We start from the raw sequence: 19,719 nt of genomic DNA, 5'->3' as shown, positions 1-19,719 counted from the left end.
TGATCGCAGTAGAGAAATTTCTGACCGTGCAGGCAAGAAGTTGTAACTGTGCGTTCCGAGTTAAACCTTCAAATGTTAATGATCGGCAATTATCCGATCAACAATTTCCTTCATGCCTGGTGGCTGAAAATTCTTATCACGCATACGAGCTAAGATTAAATCTCTAAACCTTTCATAAGGAATATTTCGCCCAAATCTTCCTACAAAGAGCTTTATAATGTCGCGCCCAGGGAAAATTCTACGCCAAGTGCCATTTTCAAGAGATGTAGTTGCTTTTAAGCGATATTCTCTTTCAAGGTCAGTGAGATGTTTTTCAGAAAGCTCATTTAAAGTCAATTTTTCAATGCGATCATGGCATCGAGCAACTGCTTTTGCAAGTTCAGATCCTACAGATTGGATATTTCGATCAAAACCAAGATCAAGGTTGCTTTTAAGCTGGCGATCTGCGTGCTTAAGCAACTGATGTCTAACCAATTTAGTAATTATCTCAGAAGCGAACTCCATAAGCTGTTTATCAATGTCTTCCTCCGTCGCAACTTCTTTACTTAAGGCATTTATATCTCGGAGAACTTGGAAAATGAAATGTGGTTCGAGGAGATAGTTCTCAATATGATAAACATCCCAACTCATACGATTAGAATTTTCTACTACATCTGACTCATCTGTATCGCGGTCAGTTACGGCGTAAAACTTTGCAGGGATGTAACGCCGCGCATTCTCCAGTACTTCGTAAAGGTCTGCAACTCGCCTTTTGTTACCACCTGATATAAAGTTAACTGTATCTGAAAATTTTGGGAATAGCTGACTAACCATCCAACGGTCAAACTCAGTATTACCTCCACCTTCAAAAATTACAATTTTGGCACCAGGGCGGTAAGCTGCAAGGTCTCCAACGAGATCAATAATTATTCGCTCAACATCTTCATCTGCTTTAACTGCCGTAGCCTGATTTTTACTATCAAAATTGCTAGATGGCTGGATATGAAATACTCGGAAGTCATCACGCTCAACTGCTTCTCTGATAAGAGTGTCAGAATGCGTAACTAACCATAACTGATTTCCTAATGGCTTTCCAAGATTCTTGTGATAGAAAGATGCTAGACCACTTATCAGGCGTGGATTTAGGTGAAGTTCCGGTTCGTCCATTAGAAGTACAGAATTTCGAGGAGCCGTGTTCCGTAAACGCAGATAGCCGTAGAGAACTTCCTTCTCACCAGAACTTAGCTCATTGATATCATGTATGGCACCAGAAATCGTTCGGACAGGAAATAGAAGCTGTCCATCAGCCTGGGGTTGCGCTCCTAGAAACTCTTTACCAGGGAAAAAAGTTGTAAACAGTTCTTTTAATGTATTAGTCAACGTATCAATTTCGCCACCTGTTGTGCTAATCTCTTTCGCAAGAAGTTGACGAATATAGCCTGAAGCCATTTCTGCCTTCAAGTTTAAATATTTGTTTGTGTAGTTGTAGAGTGTATGTTGCCGCAATTGCTGTTCATTCGACTCAAGACTAAGGTTAATTGCGTTAATTTTTTCACGAGCGTAATTTCGACCGGCTCCATGATAATCAATGATGCCAATGTGCTGGGGCTTATAATTACCGAATACAATCTCAAGAATTTGTGATGATTCTATGTATATAGAACAATCAGGCTGTATTACGATACGTCCAACATGATAAGTCTGATTTAAATCCTTAATCAGAGATGGAACTGTCTCTCTGATACCCTTTTCTACAATAGGCGTATATATGCGTTCTTGCATTGCCAGAGATTCTGCATTAGTGAATCCCCCGTGCCCATGTTGAAGTGAGACTCCCTGCCAAATTTGATTTTGTAGTAGACTACTTGCATTATCTTGTAATAGCTTATTTGCCTCATTTAAAAGGTAGTTCTTTTCTTGAGGAGATAATAAAATCTCTACAACGACTTCTAGTGGCTGATTCTTATCTTGAAACAGAGATAAGATATCTTCTTGTCTACTGCTATTAATTTGGAATTCATTGAACCACTGCTGCAACTCATTCTGCTGATAACCTCCATAGACTGACTTTAACAGTCGGATTGCATCCAAAACGCATGACTTTCCACAGCCGTTTGGCCCAGCAATAACAACAACCTCACTTAAGTCTGTAAGTTTAAGACCAGTAATCGCACGAAAATTTTTGATTTCAAGGCTACAAATACGCATTATTTAGCTTTAAGACTAACCCTACCCACGTTCCATTTGAATATACGCTATCAAATTGACATTTGATAATAGAATAGTAAAAATTAAACACTCAATTGGTCACATAAATCGAGTCATCGAAAGATGAATGGCATGAAAGATCGAGCGATCGCACTTTACGAAAATCTCCTCGAACAGCAGGAAAAAGCCCACAACGAAACCTTGGAACAACGTGAGGCTGAAAAGATGTGGATTTACCAAAAGCGCCAAGAACTTGAGCAAGTACAGGATGGGCTGGAAATCATTCTCAGTAAATGCACGATTGTTTAATCACATTCCTTTTGTAACTAATCTCGCCTCATAATAAAGAAAGATTAAGCTGCACTCAGAAAACTCTCAATGAGCCAAACTAGCCTAAATTTAGTTGCAATATCTATCTTTCTCATGACCCTATCAGTACTGCTGGGGCCGTTCTTAAACTTATCACCAGCAGTACCGGCACTTGCTACCTTCACCATCTTAGGCATAGCGACATTAGATAGTTTCAGCTTGCAAGGCAAGGGTGGTACTATCTTTTTGGATTGGATAGCTGGTTTTTCAAGTGAACACCGCGATCGCATCGTCCACCACGAAGCTGGGCATTTCTTAGTTGCTTACCTGTTGGGTATTCCCGTTACCGGCTACACACTCAGCGCTTGGGAAGCCTGGAAACAGGGGCAACCTGGGCAAGGCGGCGTTAGCTTTGATGATGGCGAATTAGCATCTCAACTAGAAGCGGGTAAAATCAGCGCCCAAATGTTAGACCGTTACTGCACCGTTTGGATGGCGGGTATTGCTGCTGAAACCATAGTTTTTAATAATGCTGAGGGTGGATCTGATGATAAAAACAAACTGATAGGAGTCTTGACAATTTTAGGCTTTTCTGAATCAGTTTATCAGCAGAAACTACGGTTTCATGCCCTCCAGGCTAAAACTCTACTGCAAGAAAATTGGTCTAGCTACGAGGCTTTAGTTAGTGCCATGCGACAACGCACTTCGGTAGAAGATTGTCATGCTGAGTTAAGAGTAGGAAGTGGGGAGTGAGTGCAGGCTGGCGAATGATAGATTATACCTTTTAGAATTACAGGCGATCGCACTACTACAATGTCTCAGCTAGTTTTGAAGGTTTGTAGTAAGCACTTTAGTGCTTAGAAAATCAGGACTAAAGTCCTTACTACGAACTTGCTTCTTCAATCAACTCTGGCGCGGAGTGCGGGAGATGGAAAGAGAGTTTCAAATCCAGCTTGTCGCTCGTTTAAGGGTTCTAAAGCATCATTCCAAAGGCTTTCATAATAAAAGAAGGTTACGCCTAAACCGCGTTCTTGAGCAGCACGCACTTGAGATTTAATTTGCTGCATGGGAACTGGGTTATTTCGTAACCCTGTCATAATGCCAATTCCAGTTGGAATTGTTTGTTGCGCTTCCTGAATTTCTGGGCGGGAAATATTTGCCACAAAACTTTGCAGATCGGGACGATAAATTTGCACAATTAACTCGTCCACAATATTTTGTCGCATCCAACTTAGCCAATCTTGCAGGTGAAACTTGTAAGCAAAATCATAGTAATTGGGAGAAACGGAGAAAATTGCCTGGGGTTTTCTCTGCTTTACCGCTTGGTTAAGTTGTACCATGAACGCCGTAATTTTATCTGCCCGCCACTTTATCCATGCCTGATCTTGAGGATTAGTTGGGGGAGGATTCTTAGTTTCTTTGGTGTATAAAGCAACCGTATATTGGTCGTAACCAAACTCGTGAGGCAAACTCATGTGATCGTCAAACTGAATGCCATCGGCATCATATTGGGTAACAGTTTCTAGCACAAGATTGGTGATGAACTGTTGCACTTGGGGATGGAAGGGATTAAGCCACATCACCTCACCCGCTGCACTGATTGAAGTTTGGCTACCATCCCGCTTTTGTGTGAACCAATCTGGATAATTCAGTGCAAGTTCCGAGGTTGGAGGAGCCATGAAACCAAACTCAAACCAGGGAATTACTAGCAATCCTTGGCGATGGGCTTGAGTAATCAGGTCTGCAAGAATATCATGTCCATCTGAACCTTTGTAGACAAAAGGTTGAATACCTGCACGTTGCGCGATCGCACTGGGATACATCACATACCCAGAATTCCATACCACCGGATAAACTGTATTGAAGTTCATCCGCCGCAGTTGAGTTACCGCATCCTGCACTTTGGCGCGATTCTTGAGGGTGTCAAAATCATTAGTAGTCATCCAAACACCGCGAATTTCCTGACGGGGTATCTGTGCGATGGCAGGGGTGAAACTGTCTACCAGTAATACCGTAACAAAGGATATTAAAATGAGAATCGGAAAAAGAGACTTGAGCGCTCGCCGCCAAATTTGAACAATAAAAGATGATTTCATAGATTTGAATGATGCATTAGCTACCCACACACGCCATTGCTCGTTTTTATGATTGAATCTACTAACCATATAGTTTACAAGTATTTATGCTTACTACAGGATTGATGAGTTGGTAGTTGTTCGTTCCCTGCTTATGGAACTTTTGCACCAGAAAAACTAAAGCAGACAAATTAAGATAGTTGACGCAGCTAATAAGCATTTGTGCCCAATAGATATTGGTATGGGGAATTGGGCATTGGGCATTGGGCATTGAAAAGAGGCAGAGGGGAAAACTCTTCTCCCTTTCTCCCTGCTCCCCTGCCCCCCTGCTTCTTCCTCATCCCCCTGATCTTCACATTCCCCCATGCCCTACCTGTGTCACAATAAAGAACTGTAATAAGAAAAATATTGTTAAGGTAATTTAGTGAGTCCAACTGCTCAATCCACGGCAAGTGCGCGTCGCGTAGTATTTCCTTTTACGGCAATAGTGGGCCAGGAAGAAATGAAACTGGCGCTGCTATTGAACGTGATTGACCCCAAAATTGGGGGTGTAATGATCATGGGCGATCGCGGCACCGGGAAATCCACAACTATCCGGGCGCTGGCGGATCTGCTGCCAGAAATTTCTGTGGTTGCCAATGATCCCTTCAGTAGTGATCCTAGCGACCCCGACTTGATGAGCGATGAAGTCCGCCAACTGTTAGAACAAGGGGCGGAAATTCCTGTAGCTCACAAAAAAGTCCAAATGGTAGACCTGCCACTAGGAGCCACAGAAGACCGAGTTTGTGGCACAATCGACATCGAGAAAGCTTTGTCTGAAGGTGTCAAAGCTTTTGAACCGGGACTGCTGGCAAAGGCTAACCGAGGCATTCTGTATGTGGATGAAGTCAACTTACTAGACGACCACCTTGTAGACGTGTTACTCGACTCCGCTGCCAGTGGATGGAACACTGTAGAACGGGAAGGTATTTCTATTCGTCACCCAGCACGTTTCGTTCTTGTGGGTTCTGGAAATCCAGAAGAAGGCGAACTACGCCCCCAACTGCTCGATCGCTTTGGGATGCACGCAGAAATTCACACAGTAAAGGAACCAGCCTTGCGGGTACAAATCGTAGAACAACGGGCAGAATTTGATCAAAATCCCCTAGTATTTCTCGAAAATTACAAACCCCAGCAAGAAGCATTGCAAGAGCAAATTGTCAATGCTCAACAGCTTTTGCCAAAAGTGAACATGGACTATGATCTGCGGGTGAAAATTTCTGAAGTCTGCTCAGAACTGGATGTAGATGGTTTGCGGGGTGACATTGTTAGTAACCGCGCCGCCAAAGCCTTAACAGCTTATGAAGGACGCACTGAAGTTACAGTTGATGATATCCATCGCGTAATTACGCTATGCTTGCGTCACAGACTGCGGAAAGACCCCTTAGAATCGATTGATTCTGGCTATAAAGTCGCCAAAGTTTTTAGCCGCGTCTTTGGCGTTGAACTACCAGAAAGTGATACTGCACAAAAAAACGGCACAGGTCAAAAGTTAGGGGCTAGAGGTTAAAAGTTAGCAGCGGAGCCGGAAACGCTCCGCCTCCGGTGAAGAATTAAGAGTTAAGAGTTTTAAATGGAAAGCTGCTTCATATCTCACAACTTTAATTCCTCAATCAGCAGTGACTATAAATCACAACTTCTAACTCTTAACTCAGCACGGGCTAAACGCCCCGCTATCGCTAACAGCACTCAACACTCAGCACTGAATATGAGATTTTGGTCTTTTTGGTTCAACAGCTTTATTCTATCTAGCCAATACGATCCACCCAGGTTTGTAGAGTTATTGATGCTCTTATTAGCGATCGCTATGCTGGCAATAGGCAGTATTTTACCCGACAGGCCTTATTTAATCTTATGCTTGAGCTTATTAGTTGGGTCATCTATTTCTATCTTAGTGCGGGAAGCGATCGCCCCCTCACCCCAGACACGAATTACCCAACTAACAGCATCTCTATTGCTCATCATCAGCCTCTATGGCTTTGCTGACTTAATCTACACTCTTTAAAATGAGTCATTTGTTATTTGTTATTTGTTATTTGTCCTTTGTTAGTTATAAGCCAATACGCTTGGGTTAAGGTTTATTGGTGTAGGTAATTGGTCTTTGAAGACGCGATAAATCGCGTCTCTACATGAGGGTTTTGTTGCTCATTCTGAACTGTGTTGAGTTATAAACACCAATAAACCAATGACTAATGACCAATGACCAATGACTAATGACCAATGACTAATGACTAATGACCCCATTTTTGCATTTCCACCAATTCTATACACAACTCATTAATTTGCTCTAAATCAGGTTTATGAGGTAGGGCAGATTGTTCGCAAACAATTTCCATTTCGGCAACCAAATCTTCTGCCATTTTCATTACCTGCTCATAAGAATACTCACCCTTTAAAATAGCTTTTAAATCCTCAACATCACCAGCTATTCTTCTATCTACAATCACTTCACCGTGCCGTAATATTTCTACTCCACTGCGTAACAATCTAATGCAGTGCATCCCATGTTTGAGGTCAAAACCCGACTTTCTTTCCATTTCTGCTCTAGCCGGATTTCTATTCTCCTGCCAAGATAAGTAAGCCTTCCATTCTCTTAAAGCTATTTGATAGCTTTGACTTTTCTGAAGCAGACGAATAAAATCTTTACGGCTATTTGTTAACTTTTGGGTATATTCCAAAGTTTCATCGGGTAAAGTATATTGTTTTAAGACTCCTTTAAAATCAATATCTGCTGTCAGCAATTGATATAATTGTTCCGCTTCTTCCAAAAACTCAATTCGTCCTCTGATTAAGTTATAAAGATACTCCAGAAAAGCATTTAGCTCATCTTTGCCCAGAGGTGCTTCGTCTTCTATAGCGAAGTCAGATGGTATCGGTTTTTTTTGCGGTGGTTTTAATAACCACTTACGATGAGTTTCCATCTTTTTGATTTGGGCAAATGCATAACCAGTGTAAGTATGTTTTACCTTTTTACTCAAAAATAACTGTTTATGATTAATTAAATTCTGTCCTACTGTGTTTAAAAAAGGATAGTTATTTAACCAGAGCAATTCTAAAACATTGGGATTTGCACCCGCTAATAACTGGAGGATTTTTCTTAATTCATATATAACTGTGTCTTTGTTACCATCAACGAATGGAAATATCCCCGGTTCATCCCAACCAGTATCTTTTTGTTCTATGCGATCAAATCCCAAGTAGTACCTTTTGGGTGCGATAAATACTCCCCGATAATCCAAGTCTGAATCAGGACGATTTAAACCATAGCCGTGACTACCAGCCAAACCAATTAAAATAGTTCTTTGCTCAACTTCTATTCTTTTCATATCACCTGATTAAAATATAGTCATCCTAACTCATGAGTTAAGCAGGTGGGAAGATAACAATTAGAGTTACTTAGTTTAACAGGAATGCTCCTCAAGGAGATGATGCAACGGTATCCCCTTGAGGAGCAAAACTTGCCAATTCAGTTGTTCCTATACTTTTGCTTTTCTAGAGCAGTAATTATCTAACTATCTAGGATTAAGGTGGCGTCTAGTCCCCCATCCTGGATTGACAATGGCGGCTAAATCTTCTTCAGACAACTTGTTGATTTCACTGTCCAGTTCTGTGATGGTGAAATCATAGCCGCGCTCTTGAGCAATCTTGATAAAGGCTTCTGGATTAGCTGTTGCTTTGAGTTTTTGTTGTAATGCTTGATCTGCTTTTACAGCTTGAAAAAGTCGGGCAGCATTTTGCTGTGTCATGACAATCCATCTCCTGTTTGAAATATCAGGTTTGAATATGGTAATTTAATTCCTGGGGATTCACTAACTTCTGTAAAGATGTAAAGATTTTATAGATTTAGCATCTAATTACAATTTTAAAACAAAGAAGAAAAATGTGTTGATTTTGACAAGAAAGTATAACTTTTAAGTTAATACTTATGTTACTTTTTGATAAAACTCAGCCCTAAGATAGTAGTAATTTTTATCTAAAAAGTATTTATTCTGACTTGTAAAATTTTAGATATGGGAGTTTTCCCCTTGTCACCCCATCTCAAGAGTTTTCTTGTCCTCTTTGCTGACCAGATGCCAATGCCAAATCCAAAAAGCTTATTAAAGCTTGACTTAATGCCTGTTAATAAAATAGTATGTTAGATTGTCTGTCTAATTCCTGCTCGGATCAGGTAGACATATTACAAAGGCTGGCAAAAGCGTCTCTACAGAGATAAAAACCAGCTACCTGTACGGCAACCTCAAGGACAATTCCATGACCTACGCGATTATTGAAACTGGCGGCAAACAAATACGAGTAGAGCCAGGACGGTTTTATGATATTGAACTGCTTGCGATCGAACCAGACGAAAAAGTTACAATAGATTCCGTATTACTCGTGCAGCACGATGGCGAAGTCACCATTGGACAGCCATTAGTAACAGGTGCGACTGTAGAAGGGACTGTACTGCGACATTACAGAGGTCGTAAAGTCCTGGTATACAAAATGAAGCCGAAAAAGAAAACCCGCAAAAAGCGGGGGCATCGTCAGGAAATTACCAGACTTATGATTGACTCCATCACCCTTAACGGTGCAGTGTTTGCTGCCCAAGGTGAAGCGGAGAAGGAAACCCCCGTTGTAGATGAGACTCCTGCCGAAGAAGTTGAAACTGCTGTTGAATAATAATAATTAAGAAGAAGATACAAAAGAGGAAATCATGGCTCATAAGAAAGGAACAGGTAGTACACGCAACGGTCGTGATTCTAATGCCCAACGTCTGGGTGTAAAGCGTTATGGCGGTCAAGTTGTGCGTGCAGGAAACATTCTCGTGCGTCAGCGTGGTACTAAATTCCACCCTGGTAACAACGTCGGTATTGGTAGCGATGACACTCTGTTTGCTCTAATCGACGGTGTTGTAATGTTTGAGAGAAAGGGTAAAACCCGTAAAAAAGTTAGTGTTTATTTACCCATAACTGCTGTTGAAGCTGCTCCTGCTGAGGCAGTAGCAAGCTAGAGTGTGAGGGTGGGCATTATTCCCCACCCTCCTAATTAATTACACTGGCATAATGGCCAAATTTGCATAGATATTACCAAGATATTCCTAAGATTTGCTTAAAATTCCCTTTGTTTCTCTGTTGTTCATAGATTAATATCAGAATCACAAAGGGCAGATATTCTTCAAAACAAAATATTACACTAGGAAATTGGATTGAGTAGCTTGTCGCTGTAGGCATTGCATATCAAGTCTTACTTCGGATGATTGCACTAAATGTTCCAAACTTCAGGATAGCCAGTTAGAGATATGTTTGTTCGGAAACTCTGTCTATTAGGCGATGTGGTCTTCTGGGTCTAGTGATAAAACCATCAGTGGAATGAAGACATTGCTTATGAGGTGTGATGCTTAGGGGAGTGTCAATCACTAGGGTAACTAGAAAGACTTTTATGCAGTTTGCAACTTCAAACTCGAATGCTAAGACACCGAGCAGTCAGCCCATTCTGCATCAGCATGGTCGAGGAACTCAGCCGTTGGGCACACTTCTGAATCTATCAAGTCCACAAGATTTGCTATCAATTCTGCAAGAACTTCGCCAGAACGTTGAAAGCGAAGGACAAGCGACCTTTAACCAGTGGCGATCGCACATTCAGCGTCCTGAGTTTCTTTCTAGTGCCTTGAATTTAGCTGAATATCTAGCTTTACGTCGGCATGATCTTCGCTCCCTCCAAGCTGCACTAATGCCTTGGGGCTTATCCTCATTAGGACGGATTGAAGCACGGGTGATGCCCAATCTTGATGCTGTCATTACCACCTTGGAAGTTATTTGCGGCTCCGAGTCTTCCCAGCACCTTAACCGTCCACCTATCGAGTTCTTTTTTGAGGGCGATCGCTTACTACAACAGCACACCGAAGAATTATTTGGTCAGTCTCCAGATCAGCGTCGGGTCAGGATTATGGTAACACTACCCACTGAGTCCGCCACTGACTACAAGATGGTGCGAGAAATTATACAACGCGGGGCAAACTGTGTGCGAATTAACTGCGCCCATGATACAACCGAATCTTGGGAGCGGATGATCGACCATATCCGTCAAGCAACACAGGAAATGGGAACGTCTTGTAAAGTCATGATGGACTTAGCTGGTGTGAAAATCCGCATAGGACAGGTACTTGCACCACTTCATAAAAAACGGGTATTTAAAGGAGATCATATTCTGTTGTCGCGATGTGAGCCTGAACTCGGAAATGAGTCAGAGACAGGAGAGTTCATCCCATCACCCGTAGAGCATTTCCAAACTTGGTGTACGGTTCCCGAAATTCTCGATTTGTTAACTGTTGACACCCCCGTATATATCGACGATGGCAAAATTCGGACTCGCGTAGTTGACACCCAGTACTCAGTACCCGATGGACAACCGAGACTTTTACTACAAGTGACTCATGCTAGCCCGAAAGGAGTTAAACTCAGACCTGGAAAGGGATTGAATTTCCCAGAAACAGTTTTACCTCTTAGCCCACTGACTGAAAAAGATTTATCCGACCTAGATTTTGTCGCCACCCACGCAGATATTATTGGTTACTCTTTTGTACAACATCCTGCCGATATTGAGTTACTTCAACAAGAATTGGACAAGCGCTCTGAGGGACGGTTAAGCCGACCGGCGATCGTGGCAAAAATTGAAACAGCGATCGCTGTTTCCAATCTGCCAGAATTAATCATCTACGCAGCGGGGAAGCAATCATTTGGTGTCATGATCGCCAGAGGTGATTTAGCCGTTGAAATTGGATACCAGCGTTTAGCAGAGATCCAGGAAGAAATTCTCTGGCTTTGCGAAGCGGCTCATGTTCCTGTTATTTGGGCAACTCAAGTACTAGAGAGTTTGGTAAAAGATGGCACACCTTCGCGGGGAGAGATGACGGACGCCGCAATGGCTGAACGTGCTGAGTGTGTGATGTTAAATAAAGGGCCGTTTATTTCGGAAGCGATCGCCATTCTGGATGATGTTCTAACACGCATGGAAGCCCATCAATTGAAAAAAACGCCACAGTTACGAGCGCTTCATTCGTGGTAATTTTTTAACCTGAACTCATTTTTCATCGACGGACACATATACCGTCGCTTCGCTCCATTTTTCCTACTCAAGCTATGTGAGACAGCAGTATTATCTTAATGATCGCTAGCGGACTGTAAATCTATGAGTCTGATTCTTCGCAAACACACACTATCCCGTCGTCAGTTACTGCAAGTATCTGGACTTTCAGGGGTAAGCTTTCTTCTAGGTGGCTGTGGGACAAATTTGTTTTCAGATAATGTACGGCAAATCTCTGAGCCACTAAACCAAAGTCTTGAAGCACTCCTGCTAACTCAAAAACCCATACCTGAATTTCCTGTCAGCGCCATAGAAGCAGACAAATTGCTGATTAATACCTTTGACTTCACTCCGCAAATTGATCCGGCACAGTTTCGCTTAATAATTGATGGTGAGGTCAATAATGCAATGCAGTTGAGTATGACAGATATTCAAAAACTTCCCTTGACTTCAATGGTGATTCGCCATGTCTGTGTTGAAGGCTGGGCTGCGATCGTTCAATGGGGAGGTGTGCGATTACGAGATTTAGTAGCGCTGGTACAGCCTAAGTCAAATGTCCGCTATGTCTATTTCAAATCTGCTGATGGCTATTATGAAAGCTGGGATATTGCCTCTGTTATACATCCTCAAACTCTCATGGCTTATCAAAAGAATGGACAACCCTTATCAGTTGATAATGGTGCGCCTATGCGCCTAGCATCTCCAATTAAACTAGGTTACAAGCAAAGCAAGTGGGTAACTCAAATTACATTCGTCAGCAATTTGTTACCTACTAAAGGCTATTGGGAAGATCAGGGCTATGAGTGGTTTGCAGGGCTATAGGGTAGGTAAAAAGCTAATCTATATCGGGTTCAACGCCTAGCGATGTCTAGCGACAAGCCACTTCGTGTCTACGCAATTGTGCAATCAACCGTTCAGCCCGTTGTCTTTCTTGTTCAGCCCGTTGACTTTCTTGTTCTGTAGAAGTCAATACCCAGCACCCTGTCCAATCATACCACCGTAGCCAGGGCTGTTCTACATCTTGATAGCGTCCATACCACACACCCAATTCCTGATGATGAAACTTTCAGTTCTATTATGATTCAATTGTTTTTGAGTAACTCAACACCTTGCAGAACGAGGCAGCATAAATTTCTCGCCCTCTGCCGCAAATTTACCACGAACCATCAGCACAGTTTCATCAAAAGTATGGGGGAATGATTGCACATCTTTGACATCAAGAAGTTCTGGACTAAAGTAAATCACTACTTCTTCGATGGGTTGAGTTATCTTACTCAGAATATTTTTCAAAGAGCATATCTGCGTTGTCACTAGATCAAAAAGATGAAGTTGGGTATCTTCTATCTCACATTCCGCACTTCAACTTGAAGTACAAAGAGATTACGTCAAGAGAAAAGCAAAAAAATCAGGATGATTAAGACTCGTAGTACTGAACGAATCTACAGCATGAAAATAAATAATCAAACACAATATATTTGATGGTTATGTAAGCACTAAAAATTTGAAGAGCAATTATTGTTTCTTCGATGTTGATAAATTTTTCTTCGCTTTCCAAAAATTGTCCACTTTAAGAAACCAGATAATATTTTAGACAAGATGATGGCAGACAATTCAGAATAAAACTACGTTCTGATGTTAAATTAACAATTTGATTAACACCATTTAAAGTCAAAAGATGAATTCCTTGAAAACATTGAAATACCCATCTTAATGTCGGAGAAATCGTTAACTGACCTAGTTGATTTTTGATTCCGATCTTGATTCTTTTTAAGCTATTCCTCAGTTCCCTTTGTCCGAGATTATAAACTAACAAGCACAAAGACATTAAAAATAACATCGTCTCGATTCTTTCAGGGTTTTCTACAAAGAAACTATCGGCAAAAAATAAAGGGTCTTTCAGAAATCTGAACCCTCTCTCATATCATGTCCGGATAATCACTTATGATAAAAGAGGTGAGTGCAAAGATGACCAATGCCGAAACGAATTAGTGTAGCCACACATCTAAGTATTGAAGAGCTAGAACAACGTTACCGTCAGGCTAAAGACGGCATAGAAAGCCGTCAGTACCAGATTATTTGGTTAGTAGCCCAAGGCAAAAAAACGGAAGAAATCGAGGAAATAACGGGCTACAGCAGAACCTGGATATACGCATTAGTAAAAAGATACAACGAGTTAGGAGTGCAAGGATTAGGCGATCGCAGAGTATTCAACCAAGGTACACAGCCACTAGTGGATGATATCGAGCAGGCACAGTTATGGCAAGCGTTACAAGAAAAAGCACCGGATGGAGGATTATGGAATGGCAGGAAGGTGGCAGATTGGTTAAGTGAAGTAACAGGAACTCATATTAGCAGACAGAGGGGATGGGAAATATTGCGGCAGATGACATTTAGGCTCAGAGTACCCCGTCCGTCTCACACAAAAAGTGATCCTTTTGAGCAAGAAGTCTGGAAAAAAAAATAGCTACAGAAGTAGAAGAACTTCAAGCCAACTACCCAGATGCGGAAATTCAGTTGTGGTGCGAAGATGAACATCGCTTGGGACTCAAACCAGTTTTGCGACGAGTTTACGTCCCAGAAGGAGAAACACCAATTGCTGATGTAAATTGGCGGTTTAAATGGCTCTGGTTGTATGCTTTTGTACATCCGAAAACAGGAGTTACTTATTGGTGGATTCTTCCTTATGTCAATACAGAGCTATTTAACAAGGTTTTAGCGGATTTTGCTCAAGAATTTGGTTTAGGTGCTGATAAACGTATTTTGTTAGCTGTTGACCAAGCAGGATGGCATACCAGCAAGGGTTTGGAGATTCCTGAAGGGCTGCACTTAATCTTTTTGCCATCTCACTCACCCGAATTACAGCCCGCAGAAAGGCTGTGGACTTTGGTTGACGAACCAATTGCTAATCGCTCTTTTGAGACACTCAATGATTTAGAGAATGTCTTGTTTCATCGGTGTCAATCTTTACTCCAACAGACAGAGTTAATTCGTGGCTTAACTGGTTTTCATTGGTGGCTTCAAATTGGTGTTTAATCGTAAGTCATTACCCGGACATGATATCACAAGACTGTTGATTTTTATAATTTGTCAGAATTTCTTCTGGTTTTAACTTATCATCGTCAACTAAGTTTGTCGCTAAAATAAATCTTCCCGCTTCTTTTCTGATTATTTCTATCTCTTCTGGCTTTTGATAATCCACTCCCTCTATTTTGTAAATAGTTTTACTATCTTTTGATTGACTTTTAATAACCTTAACTTCTTTAATTTCAAATAGTGTCAATTTTTTGTTTACGCTTTTTAATTTATATCGAGCTTGTTCTGGACTCTCAAAATCTTCTTTGTTTATTTACTTGAGCAGCTTTTCAACTTTGGCTTTTTCCGTTTTTACCTTTTTTTCTAGCTTCTTTAAATCACTTTCTTGTCTTTTTTTACTTTCTACTATTAGCCAATTTTGTTTGATTCCACCGTAATTTACTATTTCCGATTTCCAGTTGTATCCGTCTAAATTTAAGGCTGCTCTTTTTGTCCTTTCTTCGGAATCTATCTCTTCTATCTCTACCGACTGAACTAATTCCTTCGCTCTTTTTATTGTCATCGGTACTCTACTTATCCATTTGAGATGTTCGATTAATTGGAGATTTCCTTGACTATACAATGCACTATCACAGACCATGATACTATCAAAGTTTATTTGCTTTTTAAACTCTACTAATATTTTTCCAAACACGGCTTTGTCCGCTTCATTTCCATCTCCTGCTCTCATTAATAATGGTATATCTCCATCACTACTTGTTATTAAATCTAATACACATTGTTTCAAGTCTGCTCTATGGTCGCGCGAATATCCTTTGGTAATAATTATTGGTCTTTGTTTGATCATTTCTAGCTCTTTATCTTGATTATCTTCATTTTTATATTCCCCATGAAGGTGAAATGATGTCGCATCTAAATGAGAATATTTTGTTTCTATCTTAAATTTATTAATCACAGATAAGACAATTTCTATAAATAGGTTATTCAATCCATATTTATATAATTTATCCATAACTCTTCCCAGTTTATCATCATTTATATAATCGCTTTTTATTCCTTCTGCCAATAATACTTCGATTCCTTTATCTTCAAAAAATTGACTAAATAAATATAAAGGTCTTGATGCAAATCCTAATCCGTTGAGCAAAATAGCTTTTACTAATATTCCTGATGAAATTTTTTCCCGAACATCTATTCCTAATTTGGAGTTGATTATTTCAACTATTCCTATTTCATCAATTAGTCCAGCTACTATTCCTAAGTGATCTATATTTTTAATTTTTGTTTCTGAGGTTGGAGACAATTTTTCTACCTCTAAAATATTTTTGATTTTTTTGATTGTCTCACTTTTTCGACTGGTAGCTTCTAAGTATTTTTACTCAGGTATATCCGAGAATAACTCTGTAGTGCTTTATGCTACTTTTGAAGTGCGGAATGTGGGTTAAAATGCGAACCTGTTGTTTAACTTCTCTAAGTATATAATCAGCCATTTTCTTACTGCACCTTATTAAGAATTGCACGAACTACACCACTTTTACCGCGACAAGCTAGAAAAAATACATCACCTGTTAAAGTGCCATCTTTTTTTAAGTCAGAGACAATCTGACTTAAATCATGACCCATATATCCAGTAATTACTGCAATCAAGTTACAGTTGCTTATTTGTGCCTGTACGTTACTGCGACTTATATATACTTCACTTGAAGGCGCAACCTCAACACAATTTTGTAACCCATAATTTTCGCACAATTCACGGATGACCTCTCGTCGAGTTGCTTGGTGGCCACCGACCAACGCAAGACGTATGGATGCCAAGTTTTGGGTTCTTGATACTATGTTTTTATCTGAAGCTACTTGTATCTCCAGCTTAGTAGCCTCAGCACGACGTTGTTGGCAATACTCAACAAGCTCATTTGCTGAATCCGAGTTAAGACAGAGTAATGCACGTTTTAAATCTTGAAAAAAAGGCGCTTCGACTTCTTCTTGACGTAATGCGTTATCTATTTCTGAAATAGCTAAACCAAAATAGTCATTTGCTAAACTTTGGCGTAAAGTGGGTTGCAAATTGATATATACTTCCAGTCCTTCAAGCAATTCAAAATACTGGAGAGTGCTGATTTTTTGTTGTATTGCAAAATTTCTTAAAATATCTAGTTCTTTGTTTAAATCTTCCCACTTTCTTACATTAGCAAGCCAGTCTAGCCAGTCAGCATAAGCATTGATCATTCCTGACGTGTTCTGTAACTGCTTCCACAAATCTAATCTGTCTTTTAATATTTCTTCTGCCTCTAATAAATCCCGCAGATATACTCCAGCAAAATTTACATAAGACTCATAATAACTAACTTTATCTTCATCAGAAATATCACCAAAACCATCAAGATTAGCAACTCTAGCCATTAAAGCGCGGTCTGACAATGTTAATTGTTCATAAGCTGTTTCTAGCAGTATTTGATATACCTCCCCTGCTTTAACTGGATCGCCAACTGTAGCCCATAATTTTGCTAAAGGTAGCAGAATTTGAACTCTACGTTCACCCCCTTGCCATGCTTTTTCTAGGAATTCACTAGCTTGTGTTTTCTGCCCTAAGTTATAAAGAGCAGCACCACGCAACCCTGCCAATGCTGGTGACAGTTCAGAAATTACACTTGGTAATAATTCAATTACTTCTTGGAAACGTTGAATATTTAAAAGTAGTTCTGCATAACGTTGTTGCAACTCTTCTGTCTTTTCGGTAATTGATTGATATATTTGTAAAGCATATTCAGGATTATCAATTGATACGTAAGAATCAGCTAAAGCAAGTAGTACATTAATAGCTTTGGGATATTTATCTTTGAGTTTCTCAAGTTGGGAAATACGTTCACCTGGTTCAATTTCTAATAACTGCGTCAATTGTTCGTTGAGTGTAGCTCCTTCTATTGTTGGTAGTGGTTCTTGAGAGATTAAGGACAAATGCAACAGTTTTCGTACTCTGTTGGCTTGGCGTAACCGCTCTAATTCGGGTAAGAATTCTTGTGCTAATGCTTGAACAGAACGTAATAATTCTTGTTCTTTTGTTTGTTGATAATGCTGGAGATGAGCAGTTACCAACTGCTCTACCAACCTTCCAGAAACAGGTAAAGCAAGAATACTATTATATTTAACTTGACAAAGTTTTATTAATTGCTCATGCTGTTCTGTCTTGGCGTAAAGTGCAATTAATGTTTGGAGAGCATTGCTATCATTAAAATCAGCTTGCCGAAGTAGATGATCTTCAACTTCAATGAGCCGTCCAGCAGAAATTTTTTGTTCGAGGGTATTTTGATTAATTTCTTGTACTGAACTTGTAGAATTTACATGATCGTTATTTAATTTTTTGATGGCTTTACGAAATAGAATTTGCCATGATTTAAAGTCTTTTAAAGTTGCTTCTTTTGTGACAAGACTAGCATTGTTTGAAACCTTGATACGGGCTTCTATTTTTTGCATTACGCTATCAAGGCTGTTGACTGTGGAAGTAACATAAAAAAAGTGGGTATAATCGTCATGATATGATGATCTTGGATTAGTAACTTTAAATTCAGCTTGCCTGAGTTCCCGATGAATTTCTACTGCTTGAGTTTGCCCATTACACCGCAAACGCAATCCAACTTGGTCAGCGTTTCCCAATTTTGCCTCAATTTGATATCCAAACGTCATGACAGTAGTAATCCTTGTTCAAAATGCTGTACACATATATTCCGTAATTCAGCAATACTCCGTTCGTCATGATTGTATGTGAAGAGTTCAAAATTTTGATTAACTCCCCCATCAGTTAAATTTAGTGAACCGTTAATAGCACCGTAACGACCAACGTATGCTTTGGTATGGAGTTTGGAAAGTACCCTTACCTGAATGCGATCGCTCTTGTTGCTGAGTTGTCTTAATATTGGATGATATTCTTTATCACTACCTACTGTGATGTACACTTTACCCCCATTGGCGGCCATTTGATGCAGAATGTCAAACAGGTGTAATGCTTCTTGTTTTGTCTCTACAATTTCCCCAAAAGAGACATAGTAGGGTTTTTTTAAACGTAAATTTGTTACCCAAGGTGAGACAATCCAAAACTCGTAACTGCCCTCTAATTGTGATGCTAAAATCTCATTGAGCAGAAAGTTGTAAATCATTGCCTGACCACTGAGTTGCAATTGAGTTAATTGCTTTGTCACTGGCGGAACCTCACTTTATAGGACGAACTGTTACTTGAATTACAGGTACTTCGTTTGGTCTTAAATCGTTAGGGTAGATGGTTTGAATATCAGTAATCATTGGGTAAACCATACCGGTATCTGTGTCGATGCCTGCGTCCGTCAAGTAGCTAATTGTGGCACAGAGGGACGTAAGATTATCGGTTTTTACCCGTAAATAAATCGTTTGACAGCCATTTTCCAGCAAGGAACTCATTCTGTCACAGATGCTAGCACCGCTTACAGTGCCATCTAATTCTAGGGTTTGAGGAGTGCGAACCTGATTTAACCATTCCGTCAGTAAAGGACGGTTCAGCAGATGACGGCTTAAACCTGGTGATTCGATGTCGCCACTGCGGTCGTCTAAGCAACTAGAGCAGTTGCAGCGACAATTTAAAAGCATCCGGCGTTCTACCCCTGCTTCAAATGCTTTACGTGCTTCAGGTAACGAAGCACCATATTCGGCTTCGTAAATTTCAAGTAAACGTGTTAACTCTGGATAGGGCGGTGGTTGTTTGTCACGCCTAGCTTTAACTACTTTGCGGTAAAGTAGCGCCGATGCTTCAGTAAATGTAGGGTCACGTCCTAACTGTTCAGCACATGAGGGAAGAAACTCGTGGTTAATTTCCCGAAAAATACGCCAGTTAACCAGAGGTGTATCGCCTAGTTGCTGAATGTAGTCGGGAATAAAAACCCGTAGTAAAGCTTTGAGTTGAGTTTGGCGCATAGGTATACCTAGTTGTTGGCGTACCTGTGCCATTAACTCTTCTATTTTCTTTTGGCGATCGCTAGATTTACCTGCT

The 19,719-nt window shown here is 40.4% G+C and carries 16 protein-coding genes and 4 pseudogenes; 9 read left to right on the top strand and 11 right to left on the bottom strand.

Annotated elements, in window-relative coordinates:
- Positions 1–75 precede the first annotated feature (75 nt).
- Positions 76–2,187 (bottom strand): AAA family ATPase, encoded by a 2,112-nt coding sequence (locus ACWATR_RS28880; RefSeq protein ID WP_460339649.1) that lies wholly within the window; start codon positions 2,185–2,187, stop codon positions 76–78.
- A gap of 123 nt (positions 2,188–2,310) precedes the next feature.
- Between ACWATR_RS28880 and ACWATR_RS28875 the strand changes: the two genes are divergently transcribed.
- Positions 2,311–2,496 carry a hypothetical protein gene (locus ACWATR_RS28875; RefSeq protein WP_460339646.1) on the top strand — a complete coding sequence of 62 codons (186 nt, stop codon included), beginning with the start codon at positions 2,311–2,313 and terminating at the stop codon, positions 2,494–2,496.
- Positions 2,497–2,565: 69 nt separating this feature from the next.
- The gene (locus ACWATR_RS28870) at positions 2,566–3,249 is read left to right on the top strand and encodes an ATP-dependent Zn protease (protein WP_460339644.1); all 684 of its coding nucleotides are present in this window, start codon (positions 2,566–2,568) and stop codon (positions 3,247–3,249) included.
- A 146-nt stretch (positions 3,250–3,395) separates the two neighbouring features.
- Here the strand turns inward: ACWATR_RS28870 and ACWATR_RS28865 are convergent, their stop codons facing one another.
- Positions 3,396–4,592: a glycoside hydrolase family 10 protein gene (locus ACWATR_RS28865; RefSeq protein WP_460339643.1), complete on the bottom strand. Its 1,197-nt coding sequence runs from the start codon at positions 4,590–4,592 to the stop codon at positions 3,396–3,398.
- 403 nt (positions 4,593–4,995) lie between these two features.
- Here ACWATR_RS28865 and bchI point away from each other — a divergent pair, with 403 nt between their 5' ends.
- A complete protein-coding gene (bchI, locus tag ACWATR_RS28860; RefSeq protein ID WP_460339641.1) occupies positions 4,996–6,120 on the top strand; it encodes a magnesium chelatase ATPase subunit I in 1,125 nt (374 codons plus the stop codon).
- 198 nt (positions 6,121–6,318) lie between these two features.
- Positions 6,319–6,615, top strand: a complete 297-nt coding sequence (locus ACWATR_RS28855) for a hypothetical protein (protein ID WP_460340742.1) — start codon at positions 6,319–6,321, stop codon at positions 6,613–6,615.
- A gap of 226 nt (positions 6,616–6,841) precedes the next feature.
- Here the strand turns inward: ACWATR_RS28855 and ACWATR_RS28850 are convergent, their stop codons facing one another.
- Both ACWATR_RS28850 and ACWATR_RS28845 read right to left on the bottom strand, forming a co-directional pair.
- On the bottom strand, positions 6,842–7,936 hold the full coding sequence (locus ACWATR_RS28850) for a nucleotidyltransferase domain-containing protein (RefSeq protein ID WP_460339639.1): 1,095 nt from the start codon (positions 7,934–7,936) through the stop codon (positions 6,842–6,844).
- 186 nt (positions 7,937–8,122) lie between these two features.
- Positions 8,123–8,356, bottom strand: a complete 234-nt coding sequence (locus tag ACWATR_RS28845; RefSeq protein WP_181930661.1) for a Nif11-like leader peptide family natural product precursor — start codon at positions 8,354–8,356, stop codon at positions 8,123–8,125.
- Between the two features lie 505 nt (positions 8,357–8,861).
- Here ACWATR_RS28845 and rplU point away from each other — a divergent pair.
- From rplU to ACWATR_RS28825, 4 genes are all read left to right on the top strand, one after another.
- Positions 8,862–9,269 carry a 50S ribosomal protein L21 gene (gene rplU / locus ACWATR_RS28840; RefSeq protein ID WP_460339636.1) on the top strand — a complete coding sequence of 136 codons (408 nt, stop codon included), beginning with the start codon at positions 8,862–8,864 and terminating at the stop codon, positions 9,267–9,269.
- A gap of 34 nt (positions 9,270–9,303) precedes the next feature.
- Positions 9,304–9,600, top strand: a complete 297-nt coding sequence (rpmA, locus tag ACWATR_RS28835; RefSeq protein ID WP_069071599.1) for a 50S ribosomal protein L27 — start codon at positions 9,304–9,306, stop codon at positions 9,598–9,600.
- Positions 9,601–10,028: 428 nt separating this feature from the next.
- Positions 10,029–11,654, top strand: coding sequence for a pyruvate kinase (locus ACWATR_RS28830; RefSeq protein WP_460339634.1), 1,626 nt, complete (start codon positions 10,029–10,031; stop codon positions 11,652–11,654).
- A 123-nt stretch (positions 11,655–11,777) separates the two neighbouring features.
- A complete protein-coding gene (locus tag ACWATR_RS28825) occupies positions 11,778–12,494 on the top strand; it encodes a molybdopterin-dependent oxidoreductase (protein WP_460339632.1) in 717 nt (238 codons plus the stop codon).
- Between the two features lie 46 nt (positions 12,495–12,540).
- Here ACWATR_RS28825 and ACWATR_RS28820 read toward each other — a convergent pair.
- From ACWATR_RS28820 to ACWATR_RS28810, 3 genes and pseudogenes are all read right to left on the bottom strand, one after another.
- A pseudogene (locus ACWATR_RS28820) lies at positions 12,541–12,720 on the bottom strand (Uma2 family endonuclease); the annotation flags it as partial.
- A gap of 53 nt (positions 12,721–12,773) precedes the next feature.
- Positions 12,774–12,962 (bottom strand): hypothetical protein, encoded by a 189-nt coding sequence (locus ACWATR_RS28815; RefSeq protein WP_460339630.1) that lies wholly within the window; start codon positions 12,960–12,962, stop codon positions 12,774–12,776.
- A gap of 277 nt (positions 12,963–13,239) precedes the next feature.
- Positions 13,240–13,590: pseudogene (locus ACWATR_RS28810) on the bottom strand (IS1634 family transposase); the annotation flags it as partial.
- A gap of 54 nt (positions 13,591–13,644) precedes the next feature.
- Between ACWATR_RS28810 and ACWATR_RS28805 the strand changes: the two are divergent.
- Positions 13,645–14,705, top strand: a pseudogene (locus ACWATR_RS28805) (IS630 family transposase).
- A gap of 25 nt (positions 14,706–14,730) precedes the next feature.
- Here ACWATR_RS28805 and ACWATR_RS28800 read toward each other — a convergent pair.
- The 4 genes and pseudogenes from ACWATR_RS28800 to ACWATR_RS28785 form a co-directional block, all read right to left on the bottom strand.
- Positions 14,731–16,008, bottom strand: a pseudogene (locus tag ACWATR_RS28800) (IS1634 family transposase); the annotation flags it as partial.
- Positions 16,009–16,199: 191 nt separating this feature from the next.
- Positions 16,200–18,386 carry a hypothetical protein gene (locus ACWATR_RS28795; protein WP_460339628.1) on the bottom strand — a complete coding sequence of 729 codons (2,187 nt, stop codon included), beginning with the start codon at positions 18,384–18,386 and terminating at the stop codon, positions 16,200–16,202.
- Positions 18,383–18,898, bottom strand: a complete 516-nt coding sequence (locus ACWATR_RS28790; RefSeq protein WP_460339626.1) for a phospholipase D-like domain-containing protein — start codon at positions 18,896–18,898, stop codon at positions 18,383–18,385. Before ACWATR_RS28790 ends, ACWATR_RS28795 begins: the two co-directional genes overlap by 4 nt.
- A 10-nt stretch (positions 18,899–18,908) precedes the next feature.
- Complete coding sequence (locus ACWATR_RS28785; RefSeq protein ID WP_335125398.1) at positions 18,909–19,676, bottom strand: hypothetical protein; 768 nt, start codon at positions 19,674–19,676, stop codon at positions 18,909–18,911.
- Between the last annotated feature and the right edge of the window lie 43 nt (positions 19,677–19,719).

This window comes from Nostoc sp. UIC 10890 (genome assembly GCF_054786515.1).
Note: the sequence above shows the minus strand (reverse complement) of the source record. Positions and strands in the feature narration are given on the sequence as shown.